Below are 25,521 nucleotides of genomic sequence, written 5' to 3' on the forward strand. Positions count from 1 at the left end.
TCATTGTCACCTTTCATATACTATTTTAAATCACGGTGTCCAAAAAGAAAGCTTTAGCCACAAGAGACATCAAAATTATGATGGGGAATAGGGGGGAATAGGAGGAATAGATACGCGATATATTAATTGACTGTGACTCGTGTCTTTAGAAAATAGGGACAGCCATTAGCAAATAAGTACAGTTATTAGAATATAAAAAGTAAAAAGCCCGCAACAGATTAATCTATTGCGGGCTGAATATAAGTAGCTGTTATTACTTAGCTAAGCGCAGTACTCAGTAAATCATTGAATGTTTTACTTGGGCGCATAATTGCTTCTAATTTAACTGGATCTGCGTTGAAGTAACCACCAATATCGACCGCTTTGCCTTGAACTGAATTTAGCTCTTCGACAATTTTCTGTTCATTTTCAGCGAGACTTGCAGCCAGCGGCGTAAACTGTGTAGCGAGTTCTGTGTCTTCAGTCTGTTCAGATAGGCACTTAGCCCAGAATAGAGACAGATAGAAGTGGCTGCCACGGTTATCCAGTTCACCAGTACGACGTGATGGTGATTTACCGTTATCAAGTAGCATTTCAGTTGCTTGATCGAGTGTCGCGGCTAATACTTTTGCTTTAACGCTGCCTGTTTTCTTCGCAACAGCTTCTAGCGAAACCGTTAACGCGAGGTATTCACCCAGCGAATCCCAACGTAAATGGTTTTCTTCAACAAGTTGCTGTACGTGTTTTGGCGCTGAACCACCGGCACCCGTTTCAAACAAACCACCGCCAGCCATTAATGGCACGATAGATAGCATTTTAGCACTGGTGCCTAATTCCATAATTGGGAATAGGTCAGTCAGGTAATCACGTAGAATGTTACCTGTTGCTGAAATAGTATCTAGGCCGCGTACCACACGTTCAAGTGTGTAACGCATCGCACGTACTTGTGACATGATCTGAATGTCTAGACCTTCAGTGTTATGATCTTTAAGGTATTCATTTACCTTAAAGATCAGTTCATTTTCATGCGGACGGTAACGATCAAGCCAGAATACAACGGGTGTATCTGAATCTCTTGCGCGCTCTACCGATAATTTAACCCAGTCGCGGATTGGTGCATCTTTCACTTGGCACATACGCCAGATATCGTCTTTCTCAACGTTCTGGATCATCAGTACTTCGCCAGTGTCGATATCAACAATACGTGCTTCACCTGTTGCTGGTGCTTCAAATGTTTTGTCGTGTGAACCGTATTCTTCGGCTTTTTGTGCCATTAAGCCAACGTTTGGTACGCTGCCCATAGTGACTGGATCAAATGCCCCGTTGGTTTTACAGAATGCGATTATTTCTTGGTAGATACGGGCGAACGTTGATTCTGGGATCACGGCTTTAGTGTCTTTTGGACGACCATCAGCACCCCACATTTTACCACCACTACGGATCATAGCAGGCATAGACGCATCAACGATAACATCGTTTGGCGCGTGTAGATTCGAGATACCTTTATCAGAATCAACCATTGCCAATTCTGGACGATGTGCGTGACAAGCGTGTAAGTCACGACGAATTTCTTCGCGTTGTGAACTTGGTAGATCGGCTATTTTATCGTAAAGATTAGATAAACCGTTATTTACATTTACGCCAAGCTTTTTAAATAGTACATCGTGTTTTGCAAACGCGTCTTTGTAGAAAATTCTTACCGCGTGACCAAACACAATCGGGTGAGATACTTTCATCATGGTTGCTTTTACGTGTAGTGAAAACATCATGCCCGTTTCGTAAGCATCTTGCATTTCTTGTTCGTAAAAATCACATAGCGCGGTTTTACTCATGTACATGCTGTCGATAATTTCGCCATCTAGCAGTGCGATGTTATCTTTAAGCACGATTGTTTCGCCGCTTTCCGTTACTAGTTCCATTCTTACATTGCGTGCGCGATCTAGCGTGATTGATTTTTCGCCGTGGTAGAAATCACCATCACGCATATGGGCGACGTGAGTTTGCGATGCTTGGCTCCATTTAGCCATTGAATGCGGGTGTTTACGTGCGTAATTTTTTACGGCTTTAGGCGCTCGACGATCTGAGTTACCTTCACGTAGTACCGGATTTACCGCACTACCAAGTGCTGTGGAATAGCGTTGTAAAATCGATTTTTCTTCATCAGACTGCGGATTTTCTGGAAGGTTTGGAATTGGGAATCCTTGGGATTGCAATTCACTAATTGCTGCCTGTAGTTGTGGTACAGATGCACTGATATTAGGCAGTTTGATAATATTAGTATTTGGATCTTGTGTTAAACGACCAAGTTCGCTGAGGTTGTCAGGTAGTTGCTGTTCTTCGGTTAAATAATCTGGAAATTCTGCCAGAAGTCTGGCTGCAACTGATATATCACTTTTAACTATGTCAATTCCTGCCGCAGACGTGAATGTCTCGACGATTGGTAGAAGTGAATAAGTCGCCAACAAAGGTGCTTCGTCGGTTAACGTATAAATAATCTTTGAGTTTTCTTCAGACATATTATTCCCTGGATTACTAGCATATGGTCCCCCTGCTATAATTCGGAACATCTGAATCTAGTGTCTTGCAAATAAGAGCAGATTCTAGGGGGAATTGAAAATTGTTATAGCTAGGTTGCAGAAATCGCAACAGCTGTTATCCTAGCAGATGTTCCGTATCTACTTTTTTTATAATACCATACAAACCGAATAAACAACCTTGTTTCACGTCAAAATAGCTGAAATCATACCACTTTATCATTATTTGTGATGAGCATAGCTATCCTTTAAAGTCGATGCATTAGCACTCGATGCGACTATTTCCTCGGTACGCAGTAACTATTCATTAACTTAATAACTACACTTTCAGTCGCTTGCACCGATTTTTCAATTAGCTGGTTCTGTTGCTTTATTGAGTCAATATATTGCTCAAGGTGAGCTGATGATTAAAATATAGGTAGACTTACTGATTCTATAATCACAGTGTCAAAAGATCTTTGACGTTGTGTGTTTTATGTGTAAATTTATCTAATATCACTTAATTAATGGAATAAAAAGGGAACTGTTATGACCAGTCGAGTATACGTTTTAGCGCAATTCAAACCAAAGGAAGGCAAGGAAGATGAGTTATTTGAAATTTTAAAAGCACTGGAACCGGATTCTTATCGAGAAGAAGGTTGTATTCAATATATGCTAACTCGTCAAATTAGTCATCCAAGTGCCACAAACAATGAATATCCGATTGTATTTAATGAAATTTGGGAGAATGCCGAGGCTTGGTCTGCTCATGGACGTAGAACGCAAATTCAACATTTTTTTGAAACTCAAGTGCAAGCAGAAACGGGTTTAGTTGCAGATGTCGTTGTAACGGCTTATACAGATGAAGGGCATAATTACGATCCCCCTGTTTATGCATGATTAAGGTCGTCAATTAAGATAAAAAACCTGAGCATGATACTCAGGTTCATGAGCCTGATATTAGCTTGAATGATTAAATCGACAATTAATACATCAAGCTATACAGTTTACGACGATAGTCAGCTACAAGTGCAGCGTCAGTCATTACTGATAATAGTTCTAAATAAACCTTTCTTGCGCCACCCTCTAAGAAATCATATTCCGCAGTTAATATTTTAAATAGCAGTACCATCGCATCGTTATGCTTGTTGGCAATTTGCAGTTGCAGTGCCAGATCATAAGCAACTTGTAAATCATCAGGGTTTGCATCATGGGCGGCTGTTAATGCGATGATCTCCGGTGTTTCTGCTGATTTTTTAGCTGTCTCTAAATGTGAACGTAGCGTTTGATATTGGTTACTTTGTTGCTCATCTTCAGCAAATGTATCAAGGAGTGCTTCGGTGGCTTCAACTTGGTGTGAACCCAGCAGTGCTTGTGCATAAGCAATTTTGATATCGGTATTATCCGGTGCCAGTTCATAAGCTTGGCCCATTAGTGGCACCGCTTCTGTAAATTTACTGTCCATTAACAGCATTTGTGCTTGTTGCAACAAGACTTCTTCTTGTTTTGGTAAGTGACGGCTGATGATTTCACGGATAGCCGCTTCTTCTTGCTCACCCACAAAACTATCAACAGGCTTACCGTCTTTGAAGATAGCAATGGTCGGTAGGCTTTTAATGCCAAATTGCTGAACTAATTCGGGATGACGGTCGCAATTTAATCGAGCGAGAATTATTTGGCCATTTAAGCTTTGGGCGATATTTAATAGGCGGGCACTTACTTGGTTTTCTGGTGCACGTTCAGACCAGAAATCAATGACGATTGGTTGCTCGTATTTACCTTGTAGTAAGATCTCTTGAAAGTTTTCACTGGTAAGGTCAAGGATATAATTCTGCACTGATTAACTCCGTCAAATTGCGTATCGATATAAATTCGGTATATGAAAGACATATGGGGGGTAAAGTTAGCATAATCAAGTCTGCAAGTACTGCTTATCAGTGAGACATAGATCACTGTAGGAAAAACAAAATCAGCATATATTCAAGAGTCACCGTTTTTAAGGATGAGATCTAGGATGAGTAAATCTTTATTTGTAAACGGTATCAGTTGTGCTTTGCTGGCTTACTTAAATTTAACACCTGCATTTGCCAGTACCAGTACGGCATTAACCCAAGCAAACAGTAATACCGCACAATTAGCGATGAATGTGCTACCGTCAGTCACTAATGCCGCGGCACAATTATTGTACCAAGGTAGTTTTGGGCCAACATCTGAAACATTATTCAGTGCTCAACAAGTGACACGACAGGAGTGGGTTAATACACAAATGAAATTACCACCGAGTTGGCATTACCCATTAACCGCGCAATATTGTGGTGTTTCCAATACGGATATTGTTAATACGCCAAACAAGGCAGTCGACAATACTAAAAAAGACAATCCGCGAGCGTGTTTAAAAGCGCAAGAGTCGGTGTGGCTTGAACATGCGCTGACAGCCAAAGATCAGTTACGTCAGCGTATGGCATTTGCATTATCACAAATATTAGTGGTCTCGAGTGAGGAACCGCCGTTGCCGCGTTATGGCGATGGCTTAGCTTGGTATTATGATATTTTACTCAAGCATAGTTTTGGTAACTACCGTGATTTGTTGCAAGATGTCACCTTGTCGCCTGCAATGGGCGTTTATCTTTCCATGCAAGGTAACCGTAAAACCAACCTGAAAAAAAATACCTTTCCCGATGAAAACTATGCCCGTGAAGTCATGCAGTTATTTAGCATTGGTTTGTATCAGCTGGATATGAGTGGACAAGCTATTTTAGATACGCAAGGACATAAGATCCCAAGCTACCAACAAGCTGATGTAGAAAACTTAGCAAGGGTATTTACCGGTTGGGATCTGGTTGAGAATAAACGTTATGGGCATAGTCGCAGTGGTCGTTATGATAAATTTATGGCGCTGACACCAAAGCAACATGATTATACAGCCAAAACCCTCTTTGAACAGCCAATTGCAGCGGGGATGAAGGCCGATAAAGAACTGTCGTTGAGTTTAGATTTATTATTTAATCACCCCAATGTCGGACCTTTTATTAGTCGTCAGTTGATCCAACGTCTGGTGTCATCGAATCCATCACCAGAGTACATTAAACGCGTCGCGACGGTATTTAATGATAATGGCGACGGTGATCGTGGTGATTTAGGGGCGGTAGTACAAGCTATTTTACTCGATGATGATGCACAAGGCTCGACGACTTCGCCGGCATTTAAATTAAAAGAGCCATTGTTAAATTACATAGGCTTTTTACGTGCTTTTTCAGCCACGCCCAAAACTGAACATTATCATTTACGTCAGCTAAACGGCACATTCGGTCAAGGGCCAATGCGTGCTAACTCGGTGTTTAATTTTTATCAGCCCGATTTTAAACCGAACTTTGCACCTGACGATAACTCTAATTATCTTGTAGAGAATAGCGGCGTTGATGAATCAGCTAATCAACAACTGACGACTGTCGCTCCGGAAGCACAGATCATGGTTGATCCGCTTATTATCAAACAGCTGTCTTTAATGTTTAAGCAAACCATGTCAAATAAGGCTAACTTCAATTTGGATCTCTCTGCGCCATTAGCACTCGCGGATAATAGTGTTGATATGCTCGACTATCTTGATCAATTGTTACTCGCGGGAAAAATGAGCCCCGCATTTAAAGTGCAGTTACAGTCACACTTAGCCAAGATCAAAGGGCAAAAAAGGCAGTTGAAAGAAGCTATTTATTTGATCGTCAGCTCTGCTGATTATGCCGTGCAGCCTTAGGAATAATGGCAATGATATTACGCAGAGAAGTACTTAAGGCATTAGGGTTATTAGGCGCATCAACGGCATTACTGCAATCTCATTCTTTACATGCGTTGCAACAGGTCGCAGATCAACAACAGTCGGCAGCAGATTATAAAGGCTTGGTTTGTATCATGTTGAACGGGGGCAATGATGCCTTTAACATGGTGTTTCCTGATAGCCCGCACCGTGAATATAAAAACTACATGCATACACGGCAGGCATTAGCTGTGCCTAATTATGTTAATCAGCCGCAGTACTTGGCGAACAAAGGTGATGAGCGTTATAGCAAACAATTATTGCCGATCATGTTACGTGACCTTAATGGTGAACAGCATGCGCTTAATTTGCATCCTGGTATGCAAGGGCTACAAACATTAACTCAGGAAGGACAGCTTGCTGTTGTGGCGAATACAGGGGTATTAATTGAGCCGGGTACCCGGGATGAATTTAAGAAAAATAGAAAACGTAAACCGGCCTTTTTGTTCGCCCACAATCAGCAACGCAAGGCGGTGTATTCTGGTATTGCTGATAATAATAAGACAACGGGATGGGCGGGGCATATGAATGAACTCGCCAGTATCATGAGTCATAACACCAGTACTGTGTTACCTGTGGGTATTTCATTCCATGGCAGTAATCAATGGTTACGTGGCCAACAAACGATGGGCGCGGTATTGGCACCCGGAAAACCGGGGGGAATTGTCGGACTCGGAGAGAAAGGTAACAAAAGACAACGAGCGCGAACTGCAGCGGCGCAAGCCTTACAAACGCTGCCCAGTGATGATGTGTTATTGCGTTTGATGCGCGGTAAATTAGCGTCGGCGCAAGATCTATCGGCAGTATTAACGCAATTGTGGACGACTCACCGTAAAGCGTTAGCCAAACTTGACGCTTTGTTTGATAACGGTAAACTATCTCGGCAATTAGCCGCCGTGGCGCAAACGATCTTCTTACGTGAAAGTTTAGGTATGCACCGTCAAGTATTCATGGTCGAGTTAGGGGGCTTTGATACCCACGCCGGGCAGATCGATAAGCAGCCTTTATTATTGGTTGAGTTGAGTAAGGCAATAAGTAGTTTTCAACAGGCGTTAGCCTCTTTGTCTTTAACCAAGCAAGTGACTACATTTACCGCCTCTGATTTTGGGCGTACGTTAACCAGCAATGGCAATGGCACCGACCATGGCTGGGGTTCACATCAGCTGGTGATTGGTGGTGCCGTACAAGGTGGCCTATACGGTCAATGGCCAAATATGTTACGTGGTGGCGTTGATGATTATCGTAGTGGACGATTGCTGCCAACCACCTCTCTCACACAAATAAATGCCAGTTTAGCGGCTTGGTTTGGTGCGTCTGATGATGAGGTTAATGCACTTTTTCCGAATCTTAGTTATTTCCCTGCTGGGGCATTACCATTATTTAAACGAGTCTAATTAATTTTTTATATGTGACGAGTATTCCGCTTCTATTTTTCAATATACATACTCCCTGTTTAGTATTTCTCAATACGTAATGCAATCATTCAAGAAGCGCCTTATGTGCTTGATAAAGCGAGAACGGTAGTGCAAACGGCAAATATTATTAATACTGTTGCTGCACAAGGCGCTGAACTTATTGTCTTTCCTGAGGCTTTTACTCCCGGTTATCCGGCATGGATATGGCGACTTAGACCGGGTGGTGATTGGGGGGGAAGTGAATAGAGCTTATTTGAGTTTTAATGGCATTTTTGCTACCCTGCTAGGCGTTTTATTACTGGTATCACCATGGTTGTAACTGGTGAACCTTTCGTTTTTACTTTTCGATTAAAAAGTATTGCAGGATATATGCTCAAGCATAATTTATGGATAGCTCGTTAAAAAATAATAGTTCGTTAAACAAAAATAGGTCGTTAAATAAATATAGTATTGAAACCACTGACTACCAAGTTGGTCAGGACAACGTTCAAAAATGGGGCTTCGATATACATAACCCCGTATTCGGCATTAGCGCCGGTCTTATAATCCTCTTCCTTTCTGCACTCCTCCTCGTTGACCCAGCTACCGCAAAAGAAACATTAAACAGTGTTAGAAATAGCATCATGGCTGACTTTGATGTGTTCTTCATGTGGTCTACTAATTTCTTTGTCTTTTTCACTATGGTATTGATCGTATCACCGCTTGGTAAGATCCGTATTGGTGGTGTCGAAGCAAAAGCTGAGCATTCAACCATATCTTGGATGGCGATGTTATTTGCCGCCGGTATGGGGATTGGTCTGCTTTTCTGGGGTGTTGCAGAACCAACGGCTTACTTCACTAACTGGTGGGGAACGCCATTTAATGTTGAGCCGTTAACAGCAGAAGCAAAATCATTAGCACTGGCTGCAACGATTTATAACTGGGGTATTCACGGTTGGGCAATCTACGGCATCGTCGCGCTTTCTCTGGCTTTCTTTGCGTATAACAAAGGCCTTCCGCTATCTATCCGTTCGGTTTTCTATCCGATCATTGGTGATCGAGCTTGGGGCTGGGCTGGTCACATTGTTGATATCTTGGCGGTACTTGCGACGTTATTCGGTCTAGCGACATCCTTGGGTCTGGGCGCACAACAAGCGGCAAGTGGTATTAACTACGTGTTTGGTTATGACGGTGGTATTGGCCTGCAATTGAGTGTAATTGCCTTTGTAACATTAATTGCGATCTTCTCGGTTATCCGTGGTATTGATGGCGGCGTTAAAGTATTGAGTAATATCAATATGCTGTTTGCATTCGCGCTACTGATTATTGTTATTATTCTTGGTTTTGATGTGGTGATGGTATCAATTCCTGAAACCTTCATTGCTTATGCACAAAACTTTGTTGGTCTAAGTAACCCACATGGTCGTGATGATACGGCGTGGATGCACGGTTGGACTGTGTTCTACTGGGCTTGGTGGATCTCATGGTCACCATTCGTCGGTATGTTCATTGCACGTATTTCTAAAGGTCGTACAGTTCGTGAATTCTTGTGTGCGGTGATCTTTATTCCGACGTTAGTAACGCTAGTATGGATGGCGACGTTCGGTGGTATTGCTATCGATCAAGTGGTTAATAACGTCGGTGAACTCGGTGCGAATGGGTTAACTGATATCTCATTGTCTTTATTCCATGTATACGATGCAATGCCGTATGGGAAAGTGCTGTCAGTATTGTCGATTATTTTAGTATTAATCTTCTTCATTACCTCATCTGACTCTGGCTCACTTGTGATCGACAGCATTACATCGGGCGGTAAAATTGATGCACCAGTGCCACAACGTATTTTCTGGGCGACTGTAGAAGGTACGATTGCGGGTGTGATGTTATGGGTTGGTGGTACGGAAGTACTGCAAGCTCTGCAAGCAGGTGTTGTAACAACGGCACTACCCTTTACGTTTGTATTGCTAATTATGTGTGTCAGCCTAATTAAAGGTCTGAACTCAGAACGCCATTTATACAAGTAAAAACTGAGTTTAAAATTAAGTGTTAAAGCTTAAGTGATAAACACCAACGGCCTCAAATGTATGTTTGAGGCCGTTTTTTGTTCTGGTCAGATCGCAAATCTCAGGTATTATAATTTAAACCATGTGTGTTACGTTATATTTTAGGATATGGGTTATTTTAAATACACATGGAGATATGGATGAAGAAAGTCATTCTAAAAGGATTTATCATCGTTCCAACAGCGGATTTACCTGCGGTGAAGAAAGCTCTTATTAGTCATAAAGAGCTAACGCGTAATGAACCTGGATGCTTGATGTTTAACGTCACGCAATCTGAATTCAATCTTAACCGTTTCGATGTGTATGAAGAGTTCATCGACCGGACTGCGTTTGAACAGCACCAAACTAGAGTTGAAAATTCAGCGTGGGGTAGGGCTTCGGCTAATGTGCAGAGGCATTATGAAATATTTGACTAAGTACATAACCGAATAAAAAATGTGAGTTAATACGGGAAAAGGAAGTTCTGATGGATATAGAGGTTTTACTGGTTAATGCTTTTACCGCCAAGGGTAAAGGCGGCAACCCGGCAGGTGTAGTGCTGAATGCCGATAAATTGTCAGATACGCAAAAACTCAAGATTGCGCAGGCGGTTGGTTATTCTGAAACGGCGTTTGTATCGAATGATGACGAAGTCGATTTTGAAGTGTCTTTTTTTACCACCACCAATGAAGTCGATTTTTGTGGTCACGCAACATTAGCGACATTTTCTATTATGTATCAAATGAACCTGCTTGCTGCGGGTGATTATGTACAACGCACCAAAGCTGGGATCTTACCCGTCGTCATTGATAGTGATGGTCAGGTAACCATGGATCTACAGCTGCCTGAGAAGTTAGGTGGTTTTTCTTATCAAGATATTTCAACAGTCATTGACGTAGATAGCGCGATCTTGGCAAGGACTAACTTACCCATTGAAGTGATATCTACAGGCTTAGTCGATCTCATTATTCCCGTTCCTGCTGGGCAGTTAGACTTAATCAAACCCAATGATTTAGCCATTGCTGATTTTTGTCAGAAACACAATATAGTCGGTTTTCATGTTTTCGAATTGTGTACATCAGAAAGCCCATTTACAGCCAGTTGCCGTAATTTCGCCCCATTGTTCGGGATTCCTGAAGAATCGGCTACCGGCAGTGCAAGTGGCGCGCTAGCCTGTTATTTGGCTGAACATTTACCTTTAGACAATGAGTATATTTTTGAGCAAGGCAGGGCGATGAACTGTGCATCCGTGATCACTGCATCTGTTGGTTTTCAGGACGCTAAAATAGCCAGCGTTAAAGTGGGTGGCGTAGCGAATAAAATAGGGACGATGAACGTTGCTGTATAACCAATAAAAATAGCTATGTTATAGTCAATTTTATTGAACGGCGTTATTTATATAAAAGACCTATTTATAAGGAGTTGTACATGTCACTTGAATCCGCAATTACATTTTTTATCGCGATATTTATTTTTGGAATCACCCCTGGACCGGGTGTTTTTGCGATCTTGGCGCGTGCCATGGTTGATGGACCCAAGAAATGTATCATGCTCGCAATGGGGATGATTGGCAGTGATGTTATTTACCTGATATTAGCCTGTTTGGGTCTTGCTACGATTGCTGAAAACTGGTCTGAAGTATTCACTGCTATTCGTTATTTAGGTGCCAGTTATCTGATTTATCTTGGTTATAAAATGCTAAAAGCCTTACCTCAGATTAAAAGTGATATTCAAGCTGAAACAACCGCGCAGAAAGAAAAAGCAATGCTAGCGAGTTTTACGCAGGGCTTTTTAATTTCGGCCTCCAACCCGAAAGTGATCTTGTTTTATATTTCATTTTTACCAACGTTTATCGACCTGACCGTACTAACGGCGCAAGATATTGCGTTAGTATCCGTCTTGTCATCGATAGCCTTGATGTCTGGATTGATGTTGATCGCTTTAGGTGCGAGTCGAATGGCTGGAATGCTAAAGACACCAGTGGCACATCAGCGATTAAACCGAGGTGCTGGTAGCATTATGATTGCGGCAGGTGCGTACTTGGCTATAAGTAAGTAATACTGATACCGTATAGCTAGTTCTTGACCTTCACCATTATGATTTATTACTCGAAGTTGCATCGCTTGTCCCATTTTCTTTGGGCAGTAAGTCACCTATGATGATTAATATCATATTTTTTTATCTACCTTTTCTTCTAAAGTGAAAATTTTCTTGTTCTCTATGGATACTAGGATTAGTGTAATGATAATTATTTTCATTTTCATTTGCTGTTGCGGTTTTGGCTAGGCAGTACAATTGATATCAGGTGAAGTGAATTATGGACACAAAATTAAAGTTTAAAGTTAATCATTGGATTAAAAATGACCCCGATCCTCGTACTCGACAGGAATTGCAGGCGCTTCTGGATGCCAGTAATGAAACTGAGTTGCAGCAACGATTTTCGGGGCGACTGGCATTTGGTACTGCTGGGCTGCGAGGTATTGTTGCCGCTGGCCCTATGAGAATGAATCGCTTAGTAGTGCAGCAAACCTCTGCGGGCTTAGGTGCATACCTTAAACAACAGATAAAAGATATTGAGGCTCGAGGTGTAGTCATTGGATATGATGGCCGCCATGATTCAAAGCAGTTTGCCCACGATGCAGCAGGTGTACTCGCTGCAATGGGAATTAAAGTCTATCTGACCAGTAAGGTTGCGGCGACACCGTTAGTAGCATTTGGGGTCACTCATCTTAATGCCGCTGCGGGTATTGTGGTGACTGCTAGTCATAATCCGCCTCAGTATAATGGGTATAAGGTATATTGGGGGAACGGTGCACAGATCATCCCGCCTCATGATTCAGGGATCGCAGCATATATCGATAAGGCCGCAACAGGAAGTATTCGTGTACTGACACTGGAAGCCGCGATTGCCGAAGGTCGACTTATTATGCTGGAAGATGATTACTATCAAAGCTACCGCCAAGGGATAAAGGATGCAGCTGTGCTGCAGAACCATACCCAGCCAGAGTTAGTGAGCCTATCCTATACCGCTATGCATGGTGTTGGCGCCGAAATGGCTGAAACAGTGCTTAGTGATGCTGGCGTATCTCAGGTTTATTCGGTGGCGTTGCAGCGAGAACCTGATGGCGATTTTCCGACAGTAAATTTTCCTAATCCTGAAGAGAAAGGGGCGATGGATCTCGTTATTGCCGAGGCGCAGAAGTATGATGCAACGCTGGCTTGTGCTAACGATCCTGATGCAGATCGGTTTGCTGTGGCTGTGCGTACCGAGACAGGTAAGTACCAGATGCTCACTGGCGATCAGGTCGGCGTATTATTGGGTCATTACCTCATGAATCATGCAAGTGAACATAATCGTTTAACCTGCACAACGATTGTTTCCTCTAGTTTATTATCGAAAGTAGCAGCGAGCTTAGGTGCGACTTGTTTAACAACTTTGACTGGTTTTAAGTGGCTAACGAATGTGGCTATGGCTGAGCAAAGTGATGCTAACCAGTGTCTGTTTGCCTATGAAGAAGCTTTAGGCTATATGGTCGGTTCTATGGTGTGGGATAAAGATGGTTTATCTGCACTCGTGGCATTTGTCCAGTTAACGGCTGAATTGGCTAGCCAAGGACAGACTATTTGGGATCGGTTAGAAGAGATTTATCGTGAGCATGGTTTTCACTTAAACACTCAGGTGAGTATCGCCCTTAAGCCTACGACTCCGAACATTGGGGATTGTCTGCGTAAAGATTTACCGACAGAGATTGCTAATAAACAGGTTTTGAGTACAGATGACATTAGCCGTGGTCTGCGAATCTTTAAAGATGGGTCTACAGAGTCAATTGATTTACCTGCTAGTGATGTGCTTATCTTCAAGTTAGAAGGTGGCTCGCGCGTGATTGTTAGGCCGTCAGGCACTGAGCCTAAAATTAAATGTTATTATGAAGTGGTCGAAACTATGACCGCCGAAGATAGTTTAGATAGTGTTCAGGCTCGAGCTCAGGCAGAGATGGACGCCTTTATTTTGGTCCATCAGGCATCATTGCCTCAGTAACATTGACTTTTATTGTTATCATTTTCGCACCAACTTGGTGCGCGTAACATTTTCAAGCACTACTATCGTCCTTTTAAACCTTATTTAAAAGGACTAAAATTTACTGTAACCCTTATTTTCACGCATTTTCAATACATTTTCCTCGTAATCTACGTCTACTTCCCCCCAAACGATAGACTTGGCTGAGTTTTTGCTTTATCTATATATAAATGAATATGAATATGCGTAAACAAGGATGAACATATGCACAAGCTAACACAAATACCCAAGTGGGTTAAAACGACATGTCCTTATTGCGGTACCGGTTGTGGTGTCGAAGCGCAAGTAAATCAAGACAACTCAGTTACGATTCGTGGGGATGAATCACACCCAACCAATCTAGGTAACCTTTGCTCTAAAGGATTAACGCTAGCCGATACCCTAGTCCCTGAAGGACGTCTTACCGAATGTTATATTCGCGGTCAAGTGCAGAGCATGGAAACCACATTAAGCTATGTCGCCTCTTCATTTAACAAGGTGATCGCCGAACATGGCCCAGACGCGGTGGCATTCTATGTATCTGGCCAGTTACTCACCGAAGACTACTATATTGCCAACAAATTGATGAAAGGCTTTATTGGCAGCAGCAATATCGATTCTAATTCACGCCTGTGTATGTCTTCTGCTGTTGTTGCGCATAAACGAGCCTTTGGTGAAGATGCCGTCCCTGCTTGTTATGCCGATATCGAAGCCGCGGAACATATTTGTTTAGTCGGTTCGAATTTGGCTTGGTGTCATCCTATTTTATTCCGCCGTATTAAACAGGCGAAAATGGCTAATCCCAATTTAAAAATAACCGTGATTGATCCCCGTCGCACAGACACTTGTGATATTACTGACTTACATTTAGCCATTCGACCAGGTACGGATGTGGCGCTGTATAATGGTTTGTTGGAGTTTCTTGATCAGGAAAATGCCTGTGATCTGGATTATATCGCTGCGCATACCGAAGGGTTTGAAGCCGCACTAAAATCTGCTTATCAATCGACGCCAAGTTGGGTTGAACTGGCTGATTTTTGTAATCTTGAACTTGATACCATGCTGGCCTTTTTCCGTCGCTTTACCGATATAGACAAAACCTTAACGCTATTTAGCCAAGGTGTGAATCAGTCAACTAGTGGTACCAACAAAGTAAATGCCATTATTAACTGCCACTTAGCAACAGGCCGTGTCGGTAAGCCTGGTGCCAGTCCATTTTCTGTGACCGGTCAGCCTAATGCCATGGGTGGCCGTGAAGTGGGTGGCCTTGCGACTATGCTCGCCGCGCACATGGACTTTACCCCAGAGAGTCATGCGCTGGTAAGTGAGTTTTGGCAGACCGATAAATTAGCCACGCATAACGGTGCTAAAGCTATCGATATGTTTGATCAAGTGCATCAAGGCAAGATCAAAGCCATTTGGATCATGGGCACTAACCCTGTGGTGAGCTTGCCAGATTCGGACAAAATTCAGCAGGCGTTATTAAATTGCCCGCTGGTGGTTGTCTCTGATTGTATTGCCAAATCAGATACTATCGCCTGTGCCGATGTATTGTTACCCGCACAAGGTTGGGGTGAAAAGACCGGAACAGTGACTAACTCTGAGCGCTGCATATCACGTCAACGTGGTTTCTTACCGAGTGTGGGGGAGGCGAAAGCTGATTGGTGGTTGTTAGCCGAAGTGGCAAAACGCATGGGCTTTGGTAAAGCATTTAGTTTTGACAGCGAAGCCGATGTATTTGCTGAATATGCGCGGATGACCGGTTTTAAACAAGATAGTTTACCTCGTGGTCTCGATATCGCGGTATTGGCTGAGCAAGATTACCAACAACATCAACCGATGCAGTGGCCGATACTCGGTGACAAGTCACAAGCGCGATTATTCACTGACGGTCAGTTTTCAACACCGTCAGGTAAAGCTAACTTCATTCCGCTTTACCACAAATCCGCGGCCAGTGAAGTCTGCCAAGATTATCCGATGATCTTAAATACCGGGCGTAACCGTGACCAATGGCACAGCATGAGTCGTACCGGCTTAGCAACCAAACTTAACGGCCATATGCCGGAGCCTTTGCTGTCGATTAACCCATTAGATCTAAGTGAACGTGGCATCGTTGATGGCGGCTTGGTAGTGGTGGAAAGCTTACAAGGTAAATTACTGGTACGCGCGCATGCCACTGTGAGTCAAAATCCGGGTGAATTATTTTTACCTATTCATTGGAGTCGCCAAAATGCCAGTGCCGGGGCCATTTCGAGCTTAGTGGCAGGGCATACCGATCCGTTATCTGGGCAACCGGAAAATAAATATACCCCGGTGAAGGTCAGTGTTTGGTCTCATTCGTCCCGCGCCGCGTTATGGAGTCAGCGTCGACTGCAAGTTGATAAGATATTACCTATGGTGGATTATTGGGTTGAGCGTCGCTTAGAACAAGGTTTTTTCTATTACCTTGCTAGTGTTATTGAGCCCGCGACGTTCTTTCAGCAATTAAAATTAGCCTTGCATAATAGTTATATGACCAAGCAAGTTGATTATGAAAATGCGGCGGAGCAGAAGTACCGCTTTGCCATGAGCTTCCAAGGTGATAGCAAAGATAGTTTGGATATTAGCTTAATGGTTACGCCTGCTAATGATGTGGATGATGATTCTTGGTTAGCTAGCTTAACCATGCTAACGCCGGATGTCGGTTTACGTGCCACGCTAAAAGGGGAAGCGGAAACACCGCCAAGCCGCATGATCTGTGCGTGTCATCAAGTCACAGAGTACGACATTATTCAAGCCGTCGAAGCGGGCGCCGATACTGTTGCCGCGGTTGGTGGTTGCAGTAAAGCGGGGACGGGCTGTGGTTCGTGTATACCAGAGATTAAACGGGTAATGGCAAGTTGTGATATTGCTATTACCCTCGTGAGTTAATCTTGATTAATTGCTAATCAGTTAGATTGAGGATCATTAAACAATGGTCAAACTATTGTTTAATGATTGGCCGGCAGTACATAAAAATAAATTGTCACAAAGTGGCAAGCGCTGCCGAGTAATACGAAGATGTGCCAAATAGCGTGGTTATACGGAATACGTTTGTTGGCATAGAAGATCGCGCCAATTGAATAAGCAAGTCCGCCAGCAATTAACCAATACAGCGCGCCTGTGGCCAATTTACCTAATAACTCATCGCCAGCAAAGACAATTAACCAACCCATAATAAGGTAGAAAAACAGCGATACTTTTTTAAAACGTTCAGCCCAATACACTTTAGCGATAATACCAAATAGCGCCATAGACCAGACTACAGCAAAGATACTCCAGCCGAGTACACCACGCAGTTCAATGAGTAATAATGGTGTGTAAGTCCCTGCTATTAATAAAAAAATAGCACAATGATCGAGAGTCTTTAGTGTCGCTTTAGTCGCTGGGTTCGATGCATAGTGATAAGCACTTGATGCAAAGAATAATAAAAACATCGAAATGCCATAAATGCTAAAACTGGTAATACGCCAAGGGTCAGCTTGCTGTATCGACGGCACTAATAGCGCGATAAGTGCAGCAATACTCAATAAGGCCCCGATGACATGAGACCAAGTATTCGCGGCTTCCTCTTTTACACTGTAAGGCGCTGCGATTGTGTTAGTTGCAGCTATTATCGGTGTCGCACTGTGTGGCATACATGATCCTCTGTTAAGTTATCCTATCAGTTAGGCGTACAAGTGTACGCTTAAAATAATTTGATTTAAAGGTAATAAATGAATTGTATTGTTTTTTAGTATTAGAAAATGGTTTTTTTAATAAAACTGAGTACTATTATCAATAATATATAGTTATTTTATATTTGAGTTTTTTTATTGATACTATTGTAGATAGTTGCAGAGAGTGTATAGGGAATGATGACAAAATTTAAAGGAATACTTAAAAAAGTGATGTGGGGATTATTGATGACAGGCGTTGTTGCTGTTATCAGTCACTTTTATTGGTCAAGACCACTGCAAAACTACCCTGTACTTGATATTCAGATCCAAACATCACTGCAAGATAGGGTAAAGGAAAGTTCTGCGCTGGCGCGGTTTAGTGGTCAAACGTGGACGACCAATGATAGCGGCGACGGTGCTAACTTATATCAAATAAATGAACAAACGGGCCAGGTTATTAAGCAGGTGCACATTAATGATGTCATCAGTCAGGATTGGGAATCGTTGGCACAATCTACAGGTAACCTTTTCATCATGGATTGCGGCAATAATCATGGCACGCGTGATAGCCGCACTATTATTAATGTTGATATTGATACGTTGATGCAAGCTAATGATGGCGAGACTATTTCAGCAGTGAGTACCGTGCGTTTTGCAATGGCAGATAAGCCTGAAGCAGAATTAACCCGCTATATGCATGATTATGATTGTGAGGCGGCAACAGTGGTTGAGCAGCAATTATGGGTATTAAGTAAAAACTGGACTGATTTACAAAGTCGCCTATATCGGATGGACTTAGTCGATATTAGTAATAGCACAGCGAATGACAGCGTCATTCAAGTCATTCCCTCGCAAACATTGAATGTGGATGGCTTGATCACGGCGGCAGATTATAATGCTGAAACGAAGCAATTGGTTTTACTTGGCTATGATAGTAGCTTAGTTTACAAACATCCTTTTATTTGGATTATTCCTATTAATAACAAAAACTTGAATTGGGATGTGGCAACACGCTTTAACCTTGCGCCTCACGGACAATGGGAAAGTATTCTCTGGCAAGGTGATAACCAGTTATTCCTCACCGCAGAAGCTAGTTGGGGTAGTGCTGGGCGTGTTGGTATTGTGGCTTTAAGCTCGTTAACAGTATTAGATTAATATCGCGTAAAGGAGTATTCTACTAGCGAAAATTACCGATTTGAGTACGATATATTAGCGGACATACCACTACCGTAGGGGTATAATCCAGCTCATTAAATAGTGCTCAGTGATTAAAAGATTAGCTAGGCGCAGTTATGCAGGACGATTTAAAAGACTTTTCACCAGAGCAAACACATCAATACCAAGATTTGATTGCTATTTTTAACCACACGTTTTCAAGCGAATTTAATACGCAGTTAGTTAAAGGCGATGATGAACCGATTTATATGCCGGCGAATACTGATTTTGAACAATATGTAAGTTGTGCTCATCACCGTATTATTTTTGCTCACGGTTTCTTTGCCAGTGGTATGCATGAGATATCACATTGGTTAGTCGCGGGATTAGCCCGTCATCAATTGGTCGACTTTGATTACTGGTATATAGCTGATGGCCGTAATGCGCAGCAGCAAGCTGAATTTGAAAAAGTAGAAATAGTACCGCAAGCGATTGAATGGATTATTTGTGTTGCTGCTGGATTTTCGTTCCGCGTCAGTGCGGATAACTTGGCTGATATTGTTATTGACCGATTGGCTTTTCAACACAAGATCCACAAGCAAGTACAAGATTATTTAGAAAATGGCTTATCAATACGCACACAAGCCTTAGTCAATGCATTGCAAGCGTATTACAACACCAAACCGCTGACATTAGCAGATTTTGATTATCGAGGTATGTATGAATGTGAAGCCGTTTAAACTGGGTATTATTGTTAATCCAGTTGCTGGTGTTGGTGGCACCGTGGCATTAAAAGGCAGTGATAATGTTGCCCAGCAGGCGCTTAGTTTAGGTGCTATTCCGCAAGCCAACAATCGGATGTTACAAGCATTGGGTCAATTTTCAGATCTGGGTTCACGTTTTACCGTGGTCACCGCAGGTGGCGAAATGGGAGAACGTTGCAGTTTAGAACTGGGCTTTAATGTGGCCGTGGCTTATCGACCTGCCAATGAGATAACAACCGAGCAAGATACGTATGCTGCGGTTGCTGCATTATTAGCACAAGATATTGATTTGTTATTGTTTGCTGGTGGGGATGGTACCGCGCGTAATATTTGCGCTACGATTAATGATACGGTACCGGTATTAGGTGTGCCAGCAGGCTGTAAGATCCATTCGGGCGTGTATGGTGTGACACCAAAAGCCGCCGGCTGTGTGGTTCGTCGATTGATTTTAGGCGAACTGGTTACTTTGGCTGATGCCGATGTGATGGATATTGATGAAGTTGCATTTCGCCAAGGTAGAGTAAAAGCTAAACGCTATGGCGAAATGATGGTGCCGTCTGATTTACGTTATGTACAAAGTGTAAAAATGGGCGGTATTGAATCAGACGAATTAGTATTAACAGACATAGCTGCCGATGTGATAGCAGATATGGAAGATGAATATTACATTATGGGTTCTGGGTCAACGGTGGCATTCACCATGGCTGAACTGGGACTGGATAATACCTTATTAGGTGTTGATGTTGTGCATCAGCATGCCTTGATTGCTTCGGACCAAACAGCAGCGCAGTTAATCGCGTTAACGCAAAATAAACCCTGTAAATTAGTGATCACTTTAATTGGTGGTCAGGGTCATATTTTTGGTCGTGGTAATCAACAACTGTCGCCGCAGTTAATTAAACAAATCGGCAAAGAAAATATTATAGTGCTGGCAACCAAAACTAAGCTGTCGGCATTAGCAGGACGTCCCTTAATCGTAGACACCGGGGATGTTGAATTAGACCAAGCATTATCAGGTTTTATTCGTGTAACCACAGGTTATCGTGATTACATCATGTATCGTGTCGCCAACCCAGAGTATGAGGATTAATCATTGTCTAAAGCTACTTATCAAAGCAAGCTAATGGAAAAGCTTGATGGATTTGTAGAACAAGGAACGTCGGATCAATTATTTGCGGCTGAGTATTTACACAGTCATGTTACTTTCGCGACAGCGAAGTGCGAAAATATAGGTAAAATCTATCCCCACGACATTAAATTTCAGGTCGTGCACAGTTTGCGAGATGCACTTGTTGCTAATGAGTTAACCCCTTATAAACAAGAACTGGTACTTAGTATGTGGGATGCGATCAATAAACATTGATATTCGATAAAATGATTATAAATAATCAGGCTCGTTAATTTTTTGCTATAAATTAATGTTATTTGTTAGTTAAAACCAGCGATTATATTGCTGGTTTTTTTTCGTCTATTATTTGCCGATATAAGATGACCCACTTTTAATAAAGTGCCAACTTGATATCCACATAAATTCAATTTATTTGCTCTGCTTAGCATTGAAGTCATACCTTAGTATGATCTAGGTCTGATAAACATAAAGATATTTATAAAAATGAAACTTAATTTAAATCTTAGTATTTAACTATAATCTTAAACATTAACAAATGCTTATGTAAAACCTGAAATTAATGATACGAAATTATTAATGGCAGAGAATATTTCACATTTGGTTACTTATTTCGTTATTTTTTCATTATGTGATTATTGGTGCTAACTTTTTATTTTAAACTTCCTATTTAATTCTTATATACCCGTTAATTTGATGAATAACACTACTGAATCATATCTGGTTGTACCTGTTGTTTTTTTACGTTATAACTTTCCTGCACTCAAATCGAGACAGGTTGTCACTAACGGGTGCGCTATTTTGCGATAACTCAAAAATAAAGGATTAGATATGTTAAAAAAAACTCGGACTTTACTCCCTATCTTAGTTGGAGCCTTGTGTTTCATCGTCGCACCTGTTCAAGCTGACACCTCGGGTAAAACCAAATATCCAGTGGTATTAGTCCATGGACTGGCGGGATTTGATAGTGTGTTAGCAGATTATTTCTATGGTGTGAAGGGGGCGTTAGCAGATGTTGGCGCAACTGAAGTATATACACCGCAAGTGAGTGGCTATGATACTAGCGAAGTACGTGGCGAACAGTTACTCAGTTATTTAGAACAACTCAGTGCCATTACTGGTGCGGACAAATTTAACTTAATTGGACATTCTCAAGGTGGGATTGATTCACGTTATGTTGCCTCTGTTCGACCTGGCCTTGTGGCTTCGGTAACCTCTGTTGGTTCTCCACATCGAGGCTCTGGCACTGCCGATTTAATTAAGGATTCACCACTAGAAGGCCCTGCGATGGCCATTGGTAATGCGGTCGCAAGTTTGTTATCGATTGCCACTGGTAATAATGAAAATCAAGCGAATGCGATGGGATCACTCGAAGCATTGAACTCTAAAGATGCGGCTATTTTCAATGCCAAATATCCTGAAGGTTTAAGACAAGGTGAGTGTAAAGCAACGCCAAGTTATAACGCTGGTTCGTGGTGGTGGCCAAATTGGGTGTATGACTATTCAGTTAATGATGGTGACCATAATGTGAATGGTGTGTCGTATTATTCATGGGGTGGCACATACAACCCGTTATTCAATTCAAATATACTTGACCTTGCAGATGGTCTACTGGCTGTTACTTACCTCACGATTGATGAAGCCAATGATGGTGTTGTGGGTCGTTGTTCGACACATTTAGGTAAAGTAATCCGTGATGATTATACCATGAACCATGCAGATGAGATCAATGGTATGTTTGGTCTACGTGGCTTAGGTAGTACCAGTCCATTACCGTTATATGCGGCACATGCTAAGCGTTTAACCAGCGCTGGACTGTAATTAGTTATTTTTAATATGAGGTTAAGCACTGTGAATAGATTACAGTGTTTAGCCAAGTAGGACTTTGTTATGTCACTAAAACCAAATTCACTTATTGCGGTCACAATCTTATCGTGTGGTATTGCCATTGCTGGTAGTGCATTCTATTTATCACAAGATGATGCTCAATCCATAGTTTTAAAAAATACGTCGGCAATAGAATTACAAATTGCAGAGCAGGACATCGTTGTTCCACATCAGGATATCTATCCATTAGCACCTGAACAAATTAATGCATTGGTGCATGCAACTGACGAACATAACACTCGGGGACAGATACCTAATTTAAAGCAGGCTCAAGCAGTACCTTTGTTATTACCAAGCTCATTATTAGGTTCAACGCTACCATTAACACTTGATGTTAGTGAAAGTGGGGAACTGATCATTAATAAAAAAATTCAGCATTTATTCGACTTTTACCTATCTGCTATGGGTGAGGAAAGTTTAGACATTATAGTTACACGCATTAAACACAGCCTCACATCACAACTCGTTGATCCTGCACTGACACAAGGTGTGGAGATATTAACGGGTTATTTACAGTACCTTAATGAAGTTTCGGCAATTAAGCAGGAGTTTGAACAGAATATTGATCCAAATAATACGGGTGAGTATGCATTAGAGAACGTTATTCAAGTCCGTGAAATGGTACTTGATGCTAGGGCTAGTTATCTTGATGGCGATGTGATTGATGCTTTTTTTGGTCAAGCTGATGAGTACGAAGATTACATGTTAAGCCTGGCTATGATTAATAAAAATAATGAATTAGATACTGCCGAAAAGCAATCGGTAAAAGCAGAACTCGATGCTGCGGCACCAGAGTGGTTATTGGCGCAACAGCGTAATGCCAATCAGTTAAATAAATACCGAGATCAGTATAAGATGCTACAAGAACAAGGGGCGAGTCAGACTGAATTACAAGACTTCACTCAGCAATCATTTTCACCCGAAGTAGCTGACCGGTTAGCAATACTTGACGAAAAACGTCTGCAGTGGCAAGTCAAGCTAGGCGAATACAGAGAGCAACTTGCTGTTATTACTGCGCGCGCTATTGACAACAATGATAGTGAGCAGCAACAGCTGGAAATTACGCAATTGCGGAAGGTTTACTTTACCCCTCAGGAAATTAAACGCGTTAGTGCATTAGATGGTATCAATAGCACCGCAAGTGTCAGTCGCTCTAGTGCGGCCGCTGCGTTGTAGAATCACCATAGAACGGCCAGATAATTGATAGTGATCGTTTACATTTAATGGTGCAAGCTGCATCGAACTGGTATCACAAACACGATGCCAAGTTGGCGGTACATCAGGCAGTTTAAAATCAATAGGGGTATCGACTTGGTTAAATATCAACAATAATTCATCGCCATCAGTACCAAGGCCGAGATGCAGGCCTAAACTAATTTGATGATCCCAGTCATGCTGCTGCATCATTTCACCATTACTGCAATACCAACTAATACGATGATCATTACGACCATCACCCGTAAAGGCATTAATGAATGGCAACATATATTGTTTACGTGCAGCGATCATCTTACTTAACCAGTCTTTAAACTCTTGTTTTACGTCATCCATTTGCCAATTTAGCCAGCTTATCTCGTTATCCTGACAGTAGGCATTGTTGTTACCGCCTTGGGTATGAGACACAGTATCTGCAGCCAATATATGGGGAATACCAAAACTAAACAGTAATGTGGTGATCAAATTACGTTTTTGTTTTTCACGAAAGGCAATCACGGCAACATCATCAGTGTCACCTTCAACGCCGCAGTTGTACGAGCGGTTATCACCATGACCATCACGGTTATTTTCGCCGTTGGCATTGTTGTGTTTATCGTTGTAAGACACTAAATCTTGCAGGGTAAAACCATCATGATAGGCGATATAATTGACTGGCAGTTTGTGTGGCCAGCGTCCGCCACTAAAGAAGTGACGAGAGCCCATGATTCGGGTGGCAAAATCTTTTAAGTAACCGTGATCGCCACGCCAAAAGCTGCGCACCGTATCGCGGAATTTATCATTACATTCGTTCCAGCCATCTGGGAAGTAGCCCAACTGGTAACCATCAGGGCCAATATCCCAAGGTTCGGCAATAAGTTTGGTCGGTTTTAAAATAGGATCTTGCGCAACCGCGTGGAAAAAGGGGGCTTGTTGGTTAAAGCGATCACCATTACGTCCCAGTGTTGCGGCCAAATCAAAACGGAAACCGTCAATATGATATTCTGTTACCCAATAACGCAGACTATCCATGACTAGATTAAGGCTGGCTTGATGGGTCAAGTCTAGGCTATTGCCGCAACCTGTGTAGTTACGTAGACCGTTTTCATCACGCAAGTAATAACGATGGTCGAGCGCTTTTAAATTGAATATGGGCCCATCTTGGCCACCTTCTGCGGTATGGTTAAATACCACATCTAAGATCACTTCGATGCCATTTCTATGTAGTTCTCTGATCGCTGTTTTTAATTCTGTTACAGCATCTACGGTGGCGTAACGTGGATCGGGAGCCATAAAGGCAAGCGTACTATAACCCCAATAATTTACCCCTTGCTGATTTAATAAGTGCGGTTCGTGCATACACACAGCAATCGGTAGCAGTTGTACACTGGTGATACCTTGTTGTTTTAATAAGGCAATATTTACTGGGTCTGATAATGCTTGATAGCTACCCGGCTGAGCAGTGGTGATTGCGGGATTTAATTGGCTAAAACCTTTGGTATGCGTTTCTAATAAGATCGTTTCTGCCAGTGGTACGTCAGGTTGTGGCACGCCTTGCCAATCGAATGCATTATCGGTGACCAGTGCTTTAGTAAGATGCCAGCTTTTTTCGGCACTGTAAGGTGGTTCATAATAAGGGGCTTTGCTGACGGCTTTGGCATACGGGTCGAGTAACAACCAATCTTGACCATCGATATTGCTTGAGAAGCCATATTCTTGCCCGGCATTAATATCGCTAATAAAAATATGATGAATACCAGCATATTTGTTTTCGATGGTGAAGCTGCGTTGGTTTTTGCCATTAAACAATACTAGCTGCAAGCTGCTGCAGTCTGGTGCGTAGATCGCAAAGTTACAGCCTTGTGGTTTTAAGCTGTTGGCAGATTGTAAGTTGGCACCAAGGGGATAAGGTTTCGACATAA

Annotated in this window: 20 protein-coding genes; 16 read left to right on the forward strand and 4 right to left on the reverse strand. The window is 42.3% G+C overall.

Going from position 1 to position 25,521, the window contains the following annotated elements; translation table 11 throughout:
* Nucleotides 1–257: 257 nt before the first annotated feature.
* Complete coding sequence (locus HRT96_RS02805) at nt 258–2,495, reverse strand: NADP-dependent isocitrate dehydrogenase (RefSeq protein ID WP_293151877.1); 2,238 nt, start codon at nt 2,493–2,495, stop codon at nt 258–260.
* 546 nt (nt 2,496–3,041) lie between these two features.
* Here HRT96_RS02805 and HRT96_RS02810 point away from each other — a divergent pair.
* Nucleotides 3,042–3,392 (forward strand): antibiotic biosynthesis monooxygenase, encoded by a 351-nt coding sequence (locus HRT96_RS02810; RefSeq protein WP_293151880.1) that lies wholly within the window; start codon nt 3,042–3,044, stop codon nt 3,390–3,392.
* Between the two features lie 85 nt (nt 3,393–3,477).
* Here HRT96_RS02810 and HRT96_RS02815 read toward each other — a convergent pair whose 3' ends face one another.
* Complete coding sequence (locus HRT96_RS02815; protein WP_293151884.1) at nt 3,478–4,329, reverse strand: tetratricopeptide repeat protein; 852 nt, start codon at nt 4,327–4,329, stop codon at nt 3,478–3,480.
* A 177-nt stretch (nt 4,330–4,506) separates the two neighbouring features.
* Between HRT96_RS02815 and HRT96_RS02820 the strand changes: the two genes are divergently transcribed.
* From HRT96_RS02820 to HRT96_RS02860, 9 genes are all read left to right on the forward strand, one after another.
* The gene (locus HRT96_RS02820) at nt 4,507–6,243 is read left to right on the forward strand and encodes a DUF1800 domain-containing protein (protein ID WP_293151887.1); all 1,737 of its coding nucleotides are present in this window, start codon (nt 4,507–4,509) and stop codon (nt 6,241–6,243) included.
* Nucleotides 6,244–6,254: 11 nt separating this feature from the next.
* Complete coding sequence (locus tag HRT96_RS02825) at nt 6,255–7,697, forward strand: DUF1501 domain-containing protein (protein WP_293151890.1); 1,443 nt, start codon at nt 6,255–6,257, stop codon at nt 7,695–7,697.
* A gap of 87 nt (nt 7,698–7,784) precedes the next feature.
* Nucleotides 7,785–7,964: a nitrilase-related carbon-nitrogen hydrolase gene (locus HRT96_RS02830; protein WP_293152119.1), complete on the forward strand. Its 180-nt coding sequence runs from the start codon at nt 7,785–7,787 to the stop codon at nt 7,962–7,964.
* 140 nt (nt 7,965–8,104) lie between these two features.
* On the forward strand, nt 8,105–9,721 hold the full coding sequence (locus HRT96_RS02835) for a BCCT family transporter (RefSeq protein WP_293151893.1): 1,617 nt from the start codon (nt 8,105–8,107) through the stop codon (nt 9,719–9,721).
* 179 nt (nt 9,722–9,900) lie between these two features.
* On the forward strand, nt 9,901–10,176 hold the full coding sequence (locus HRT96_RS02840) for an antibiotic biosynthesis monooxygenase (protein WP_293136817.1): 276 nt from the start codon (nt 9,901–9,903) through the stop codon (nt 10,174–10,176).
* Between the two features lie 50 nt (nt 10,177–10,226).
* Nucleotides 10,227–11,087 (forward strand): PhzF family phenazine biosynthesis protein, encoded by an 861-nt coding sequence (locus HRT96_RS02845; protein WP_293151896.1) that lies wholly within the window; start codon nt 10,227–10,229, stop codon nt 11,085–11,087.
* Between the two features lie 80 nt (nt 11,088–11,167).
* Entirely contained in the window at nt 11,168–11,797 is a 630-nt protein-coding gene (locus tag HRT96_RS02850) for a LysE family translocator (protein ID WP_293151899.1), read from the forward strand.
* Nucleotides 11,798–12,056: 259 nt separating this feature from the next.
* Nucleotides 12,057–13,778 (forward strand): phospho-sugar mutase, encoded by a 1,722-nt coding sequence (locus HRT96_RS02855; RefSeq protein WP_293151902.1) that lies wholly within the window; start codon nt 12,057–12,059, stop codon nt 13,776–13,778.
* Nucleotides 13,779–14,021: 243 nt separating this feature from the next.
* Entirely contained in the window at nt 14,022–16,706 is a 2,685-nt protein-coding gene (locus HRT96_RS02860; RefSeq protein WP_293151905.1) for a nitrate reductase, read from the forward strand.
* A gap of 59 nt (nt 16,707–16,765) precedes the next feature.
* Here the strand turns inward: HRT96_RS02860 and HRT96_RS02865 are convergent, their stop codons facing one another.
* A complete protein-coding gene (locus HRT96_RS02865; protein WP_293151908.1) occupies nt 16,766–17,452 on the reverse strand; it encodes a hemolysin III family protein in 687 nt (228 codons plus the stop codon).
* Nucleotides 17,453–17,668: 216 nt separating this feature from the next.
* Between HRT96_RS02865 and HRT96_RS02870 the strand changes: the two genes are divergently transcribed.
* From HRT96_RS02870 to HRT96_RS02895, 6 genes are all read left to right on the forward strand, one after another.
* Nucleotides 17,669–18,628: a hypothetical protein gene (locus tag HRT96_RS02870; RefSeq protein WP_293151911.1), complete on the forward strand. Its 960-nt coding sequence runs from the start codon at nt 17,669–17,671 to the stop codon at nt 18,626–18,628.
* A gap of 137 nt (nt 18,629–18,765) precedes the next feature.
* On the forward strand, nt 18,766–19,368 hold the full coding sequence (locus HRT96_RS02875; protein WP_293151913.1) for an elongation factor P hydroxylase: 603 nt from the start codon (nt 18,766–18,768) through the stop codon (nt 19,366–19,368).
* Nucleotides 19,349–20,482: an ATP-NAD kinase family protein gene (locus HRT96_RS02880; protein ID WP_293151916.1), complete on the forward strand. Its 1,134-nt coding sequence runs from the start codon at nt 19,349–19,351 to the stop codon at nt 20,480–20,482. The genes HRT96_RS02875 and HRT96_RS02880 overlap by 20 nt, the downstream gene beginning before the upstream one ends.
* A 3-nt stretch (nt 20,483–20,485) precedes the next feature.
* The gene (locus HRT96_RS02885; RefSeq protein WP_293151919.1) at nt 20,486–20,755 is read left to right on the forward strand and encodes a YfcL family protein; all 270 of its coding nucleotides are present in this window, start codon (nt 20,486–20,488) and stop codon (nt 20,753–20,755) included.
* Between the two features lie 594 nt (nt 20,756–21,349).
* Complete coding sequence (locus HRT96_RS02890; protein WP_293151922.1) at nt 21,350–22,339, forward strand: triacylglycerol lipase; 990 nt, start codon at nt 21,350–21,352, stop codon at nt 22,337–22,339.
* A 69-nt stretch (nt 22,340–22,408) separates the two neighbouring features.
* Nucleotides 22,409–23,581, forward strand: a complete 1,173-nt coding sequence (locus HRT96_RS02895) for a lipase secretion chaperone (RefSeq protein WP_293151925.1) — start codon at nt 22,409–22,411, stop codon at nt 23,579–23,581.
* On the opposite strand, the gene glgX is transcribed toward HRT96_RS02895, so the two are convergent.
* Nucleotides 23,522–25,519: a glycogen debranching protein GlgX gene (glgX, locus tag HRT96_RS02900; protein WP_293151929.1), complete on the reverse strand. Its 1,998-nt coding sequence runs from the start codon at nt 25,517–25,519 to the stop codon at nt 23,522–23,524. The genes HRT96_RS02895 and glgX overlap by 60 nt on opposite strands.
* Between the last annotated feature and the right edge of the window lie 2 nt (nt 25,520–25,521).

Origin of the sequence: Moritella sp., from assembly GCF_013215705.1 — a bacterium.
In the GTDB taxonomy this organism is placed as follows: Bacteria; Pseudomonadota; Gammaproteobacteria; order Enterobacterales; family Moritellaceae; genus Moritella.

Coding starts and splice junctions, on each gene's coding strand:
- HRT96_RS02805 (WP_293151877.1), bottom strand. CDS start 2,495: ATGTCTGAAGAAAACTCAAAGATTATTTATACGTTAACCGACGAAGCA.
- HRT96_RS02810 (WP_293151880.1), top strand. CDS start 3,042: ATGACCAGTCGAGTATACGTTTTAGCGCAATTCAAACCAAAGGAAGGC.
- HRT96_RS02820 (WP_293151887.1), top strand. CDS start 4,507: ATGAGTAAATCTTTATTTGTAAACGGTATCAGTTGTGCTTTGCTGGCT.
- HRT96_RS02825 (WP_293151890.1), top strand. CDS start 6,255: ATGATATTACGCAGAGAAGTACTTAAGGCATTAGGGTTATTAGGCGCA.
- HRT96_RS02835 (WP_293151893.1), top strand. CDS start 8,105: ATGGATAGCTCGTTAAAAAATAATAGTTCGTTAAACAAAAATAGGTCG.
- HRT96_RS02840 (WP_293136817.1), top strand. CDS start 9,901: ATGAAGAAAGTCATTCTAAAAGGATTTATCATCGTTCCAACAGCGGAT.
- HRT96_RS02845 (WP_293151896.1), top strand. CDS start 10,227: ATGGATATAGAGGTTTTACTGGTTAATGCTTTTACCGCCAAGGGTAAA.
- HRT96_RS02850 (WP_293151899.1), top strand. CDS start 11,168: ATGTCACTTGAATCCGCAATTACATTTTTTATCGCGATATTTATTTTT.
- HRT96_RS02855 (WP_293151902.1), top strand. CDS start 12,057: ATGGACACAAAATTAAAGTTTAAAGTTAATCATTGGATTAAAAATGAC.
- HRT96_RS02860 (WP_293151905.1), top strand. CDS start 14,022: ATGCACAAGCTAACACAAATACCCAAGTGGGTTAAAACGACATGTCCT.
- HRT96_RS02865 (WP_293151908.1), bottom strand. CDS start 17,452: ATGCCACACAGTGCGACACCGATAATAGCTGCAACTAACACAATCGCA.
- HRT96_RS02870 (WP_293151911.1), top strand. CDS start 17,669: ATGATGACAAAATTTAAAGGAATACTTAAAAAAGTGATGTGGGGATTA.
- HRT96_RS02875 (WP_293151913.1), top strand. CDS start 18,766: ATGCAGGACGATTTAAAAGACTTTTCACCAGAGCAAACACATCAATAC.
- HRT96_RS02880 (WP_293151916.1), top strand. CDS start 19,349: ATGAATGTGAAGCCGTTTAAACTGGGTATTATTGTTAATCCAGTTGCT.
- HRT96_RS02890 (WP_293151922.1), top strand. CDS start 21,350: ATGTTAAAAAAAACTCGGACTTTACTCCCTATCTTAGTTGGAGCCTTG.
- HRT96_RS02895 (WP_293151925.1), top strand. CDS start 22,409: ATGTCACTAAAACCAAATTCACTTATTGCGGTCACAATCTTATCGTGT.
- glgX (WP_293151929.1), bottom strand. CDS start 25,519: ATGTCGAAACCTTATCCCCTTGGTGCCAACTTACAATCTGCCAACAGC.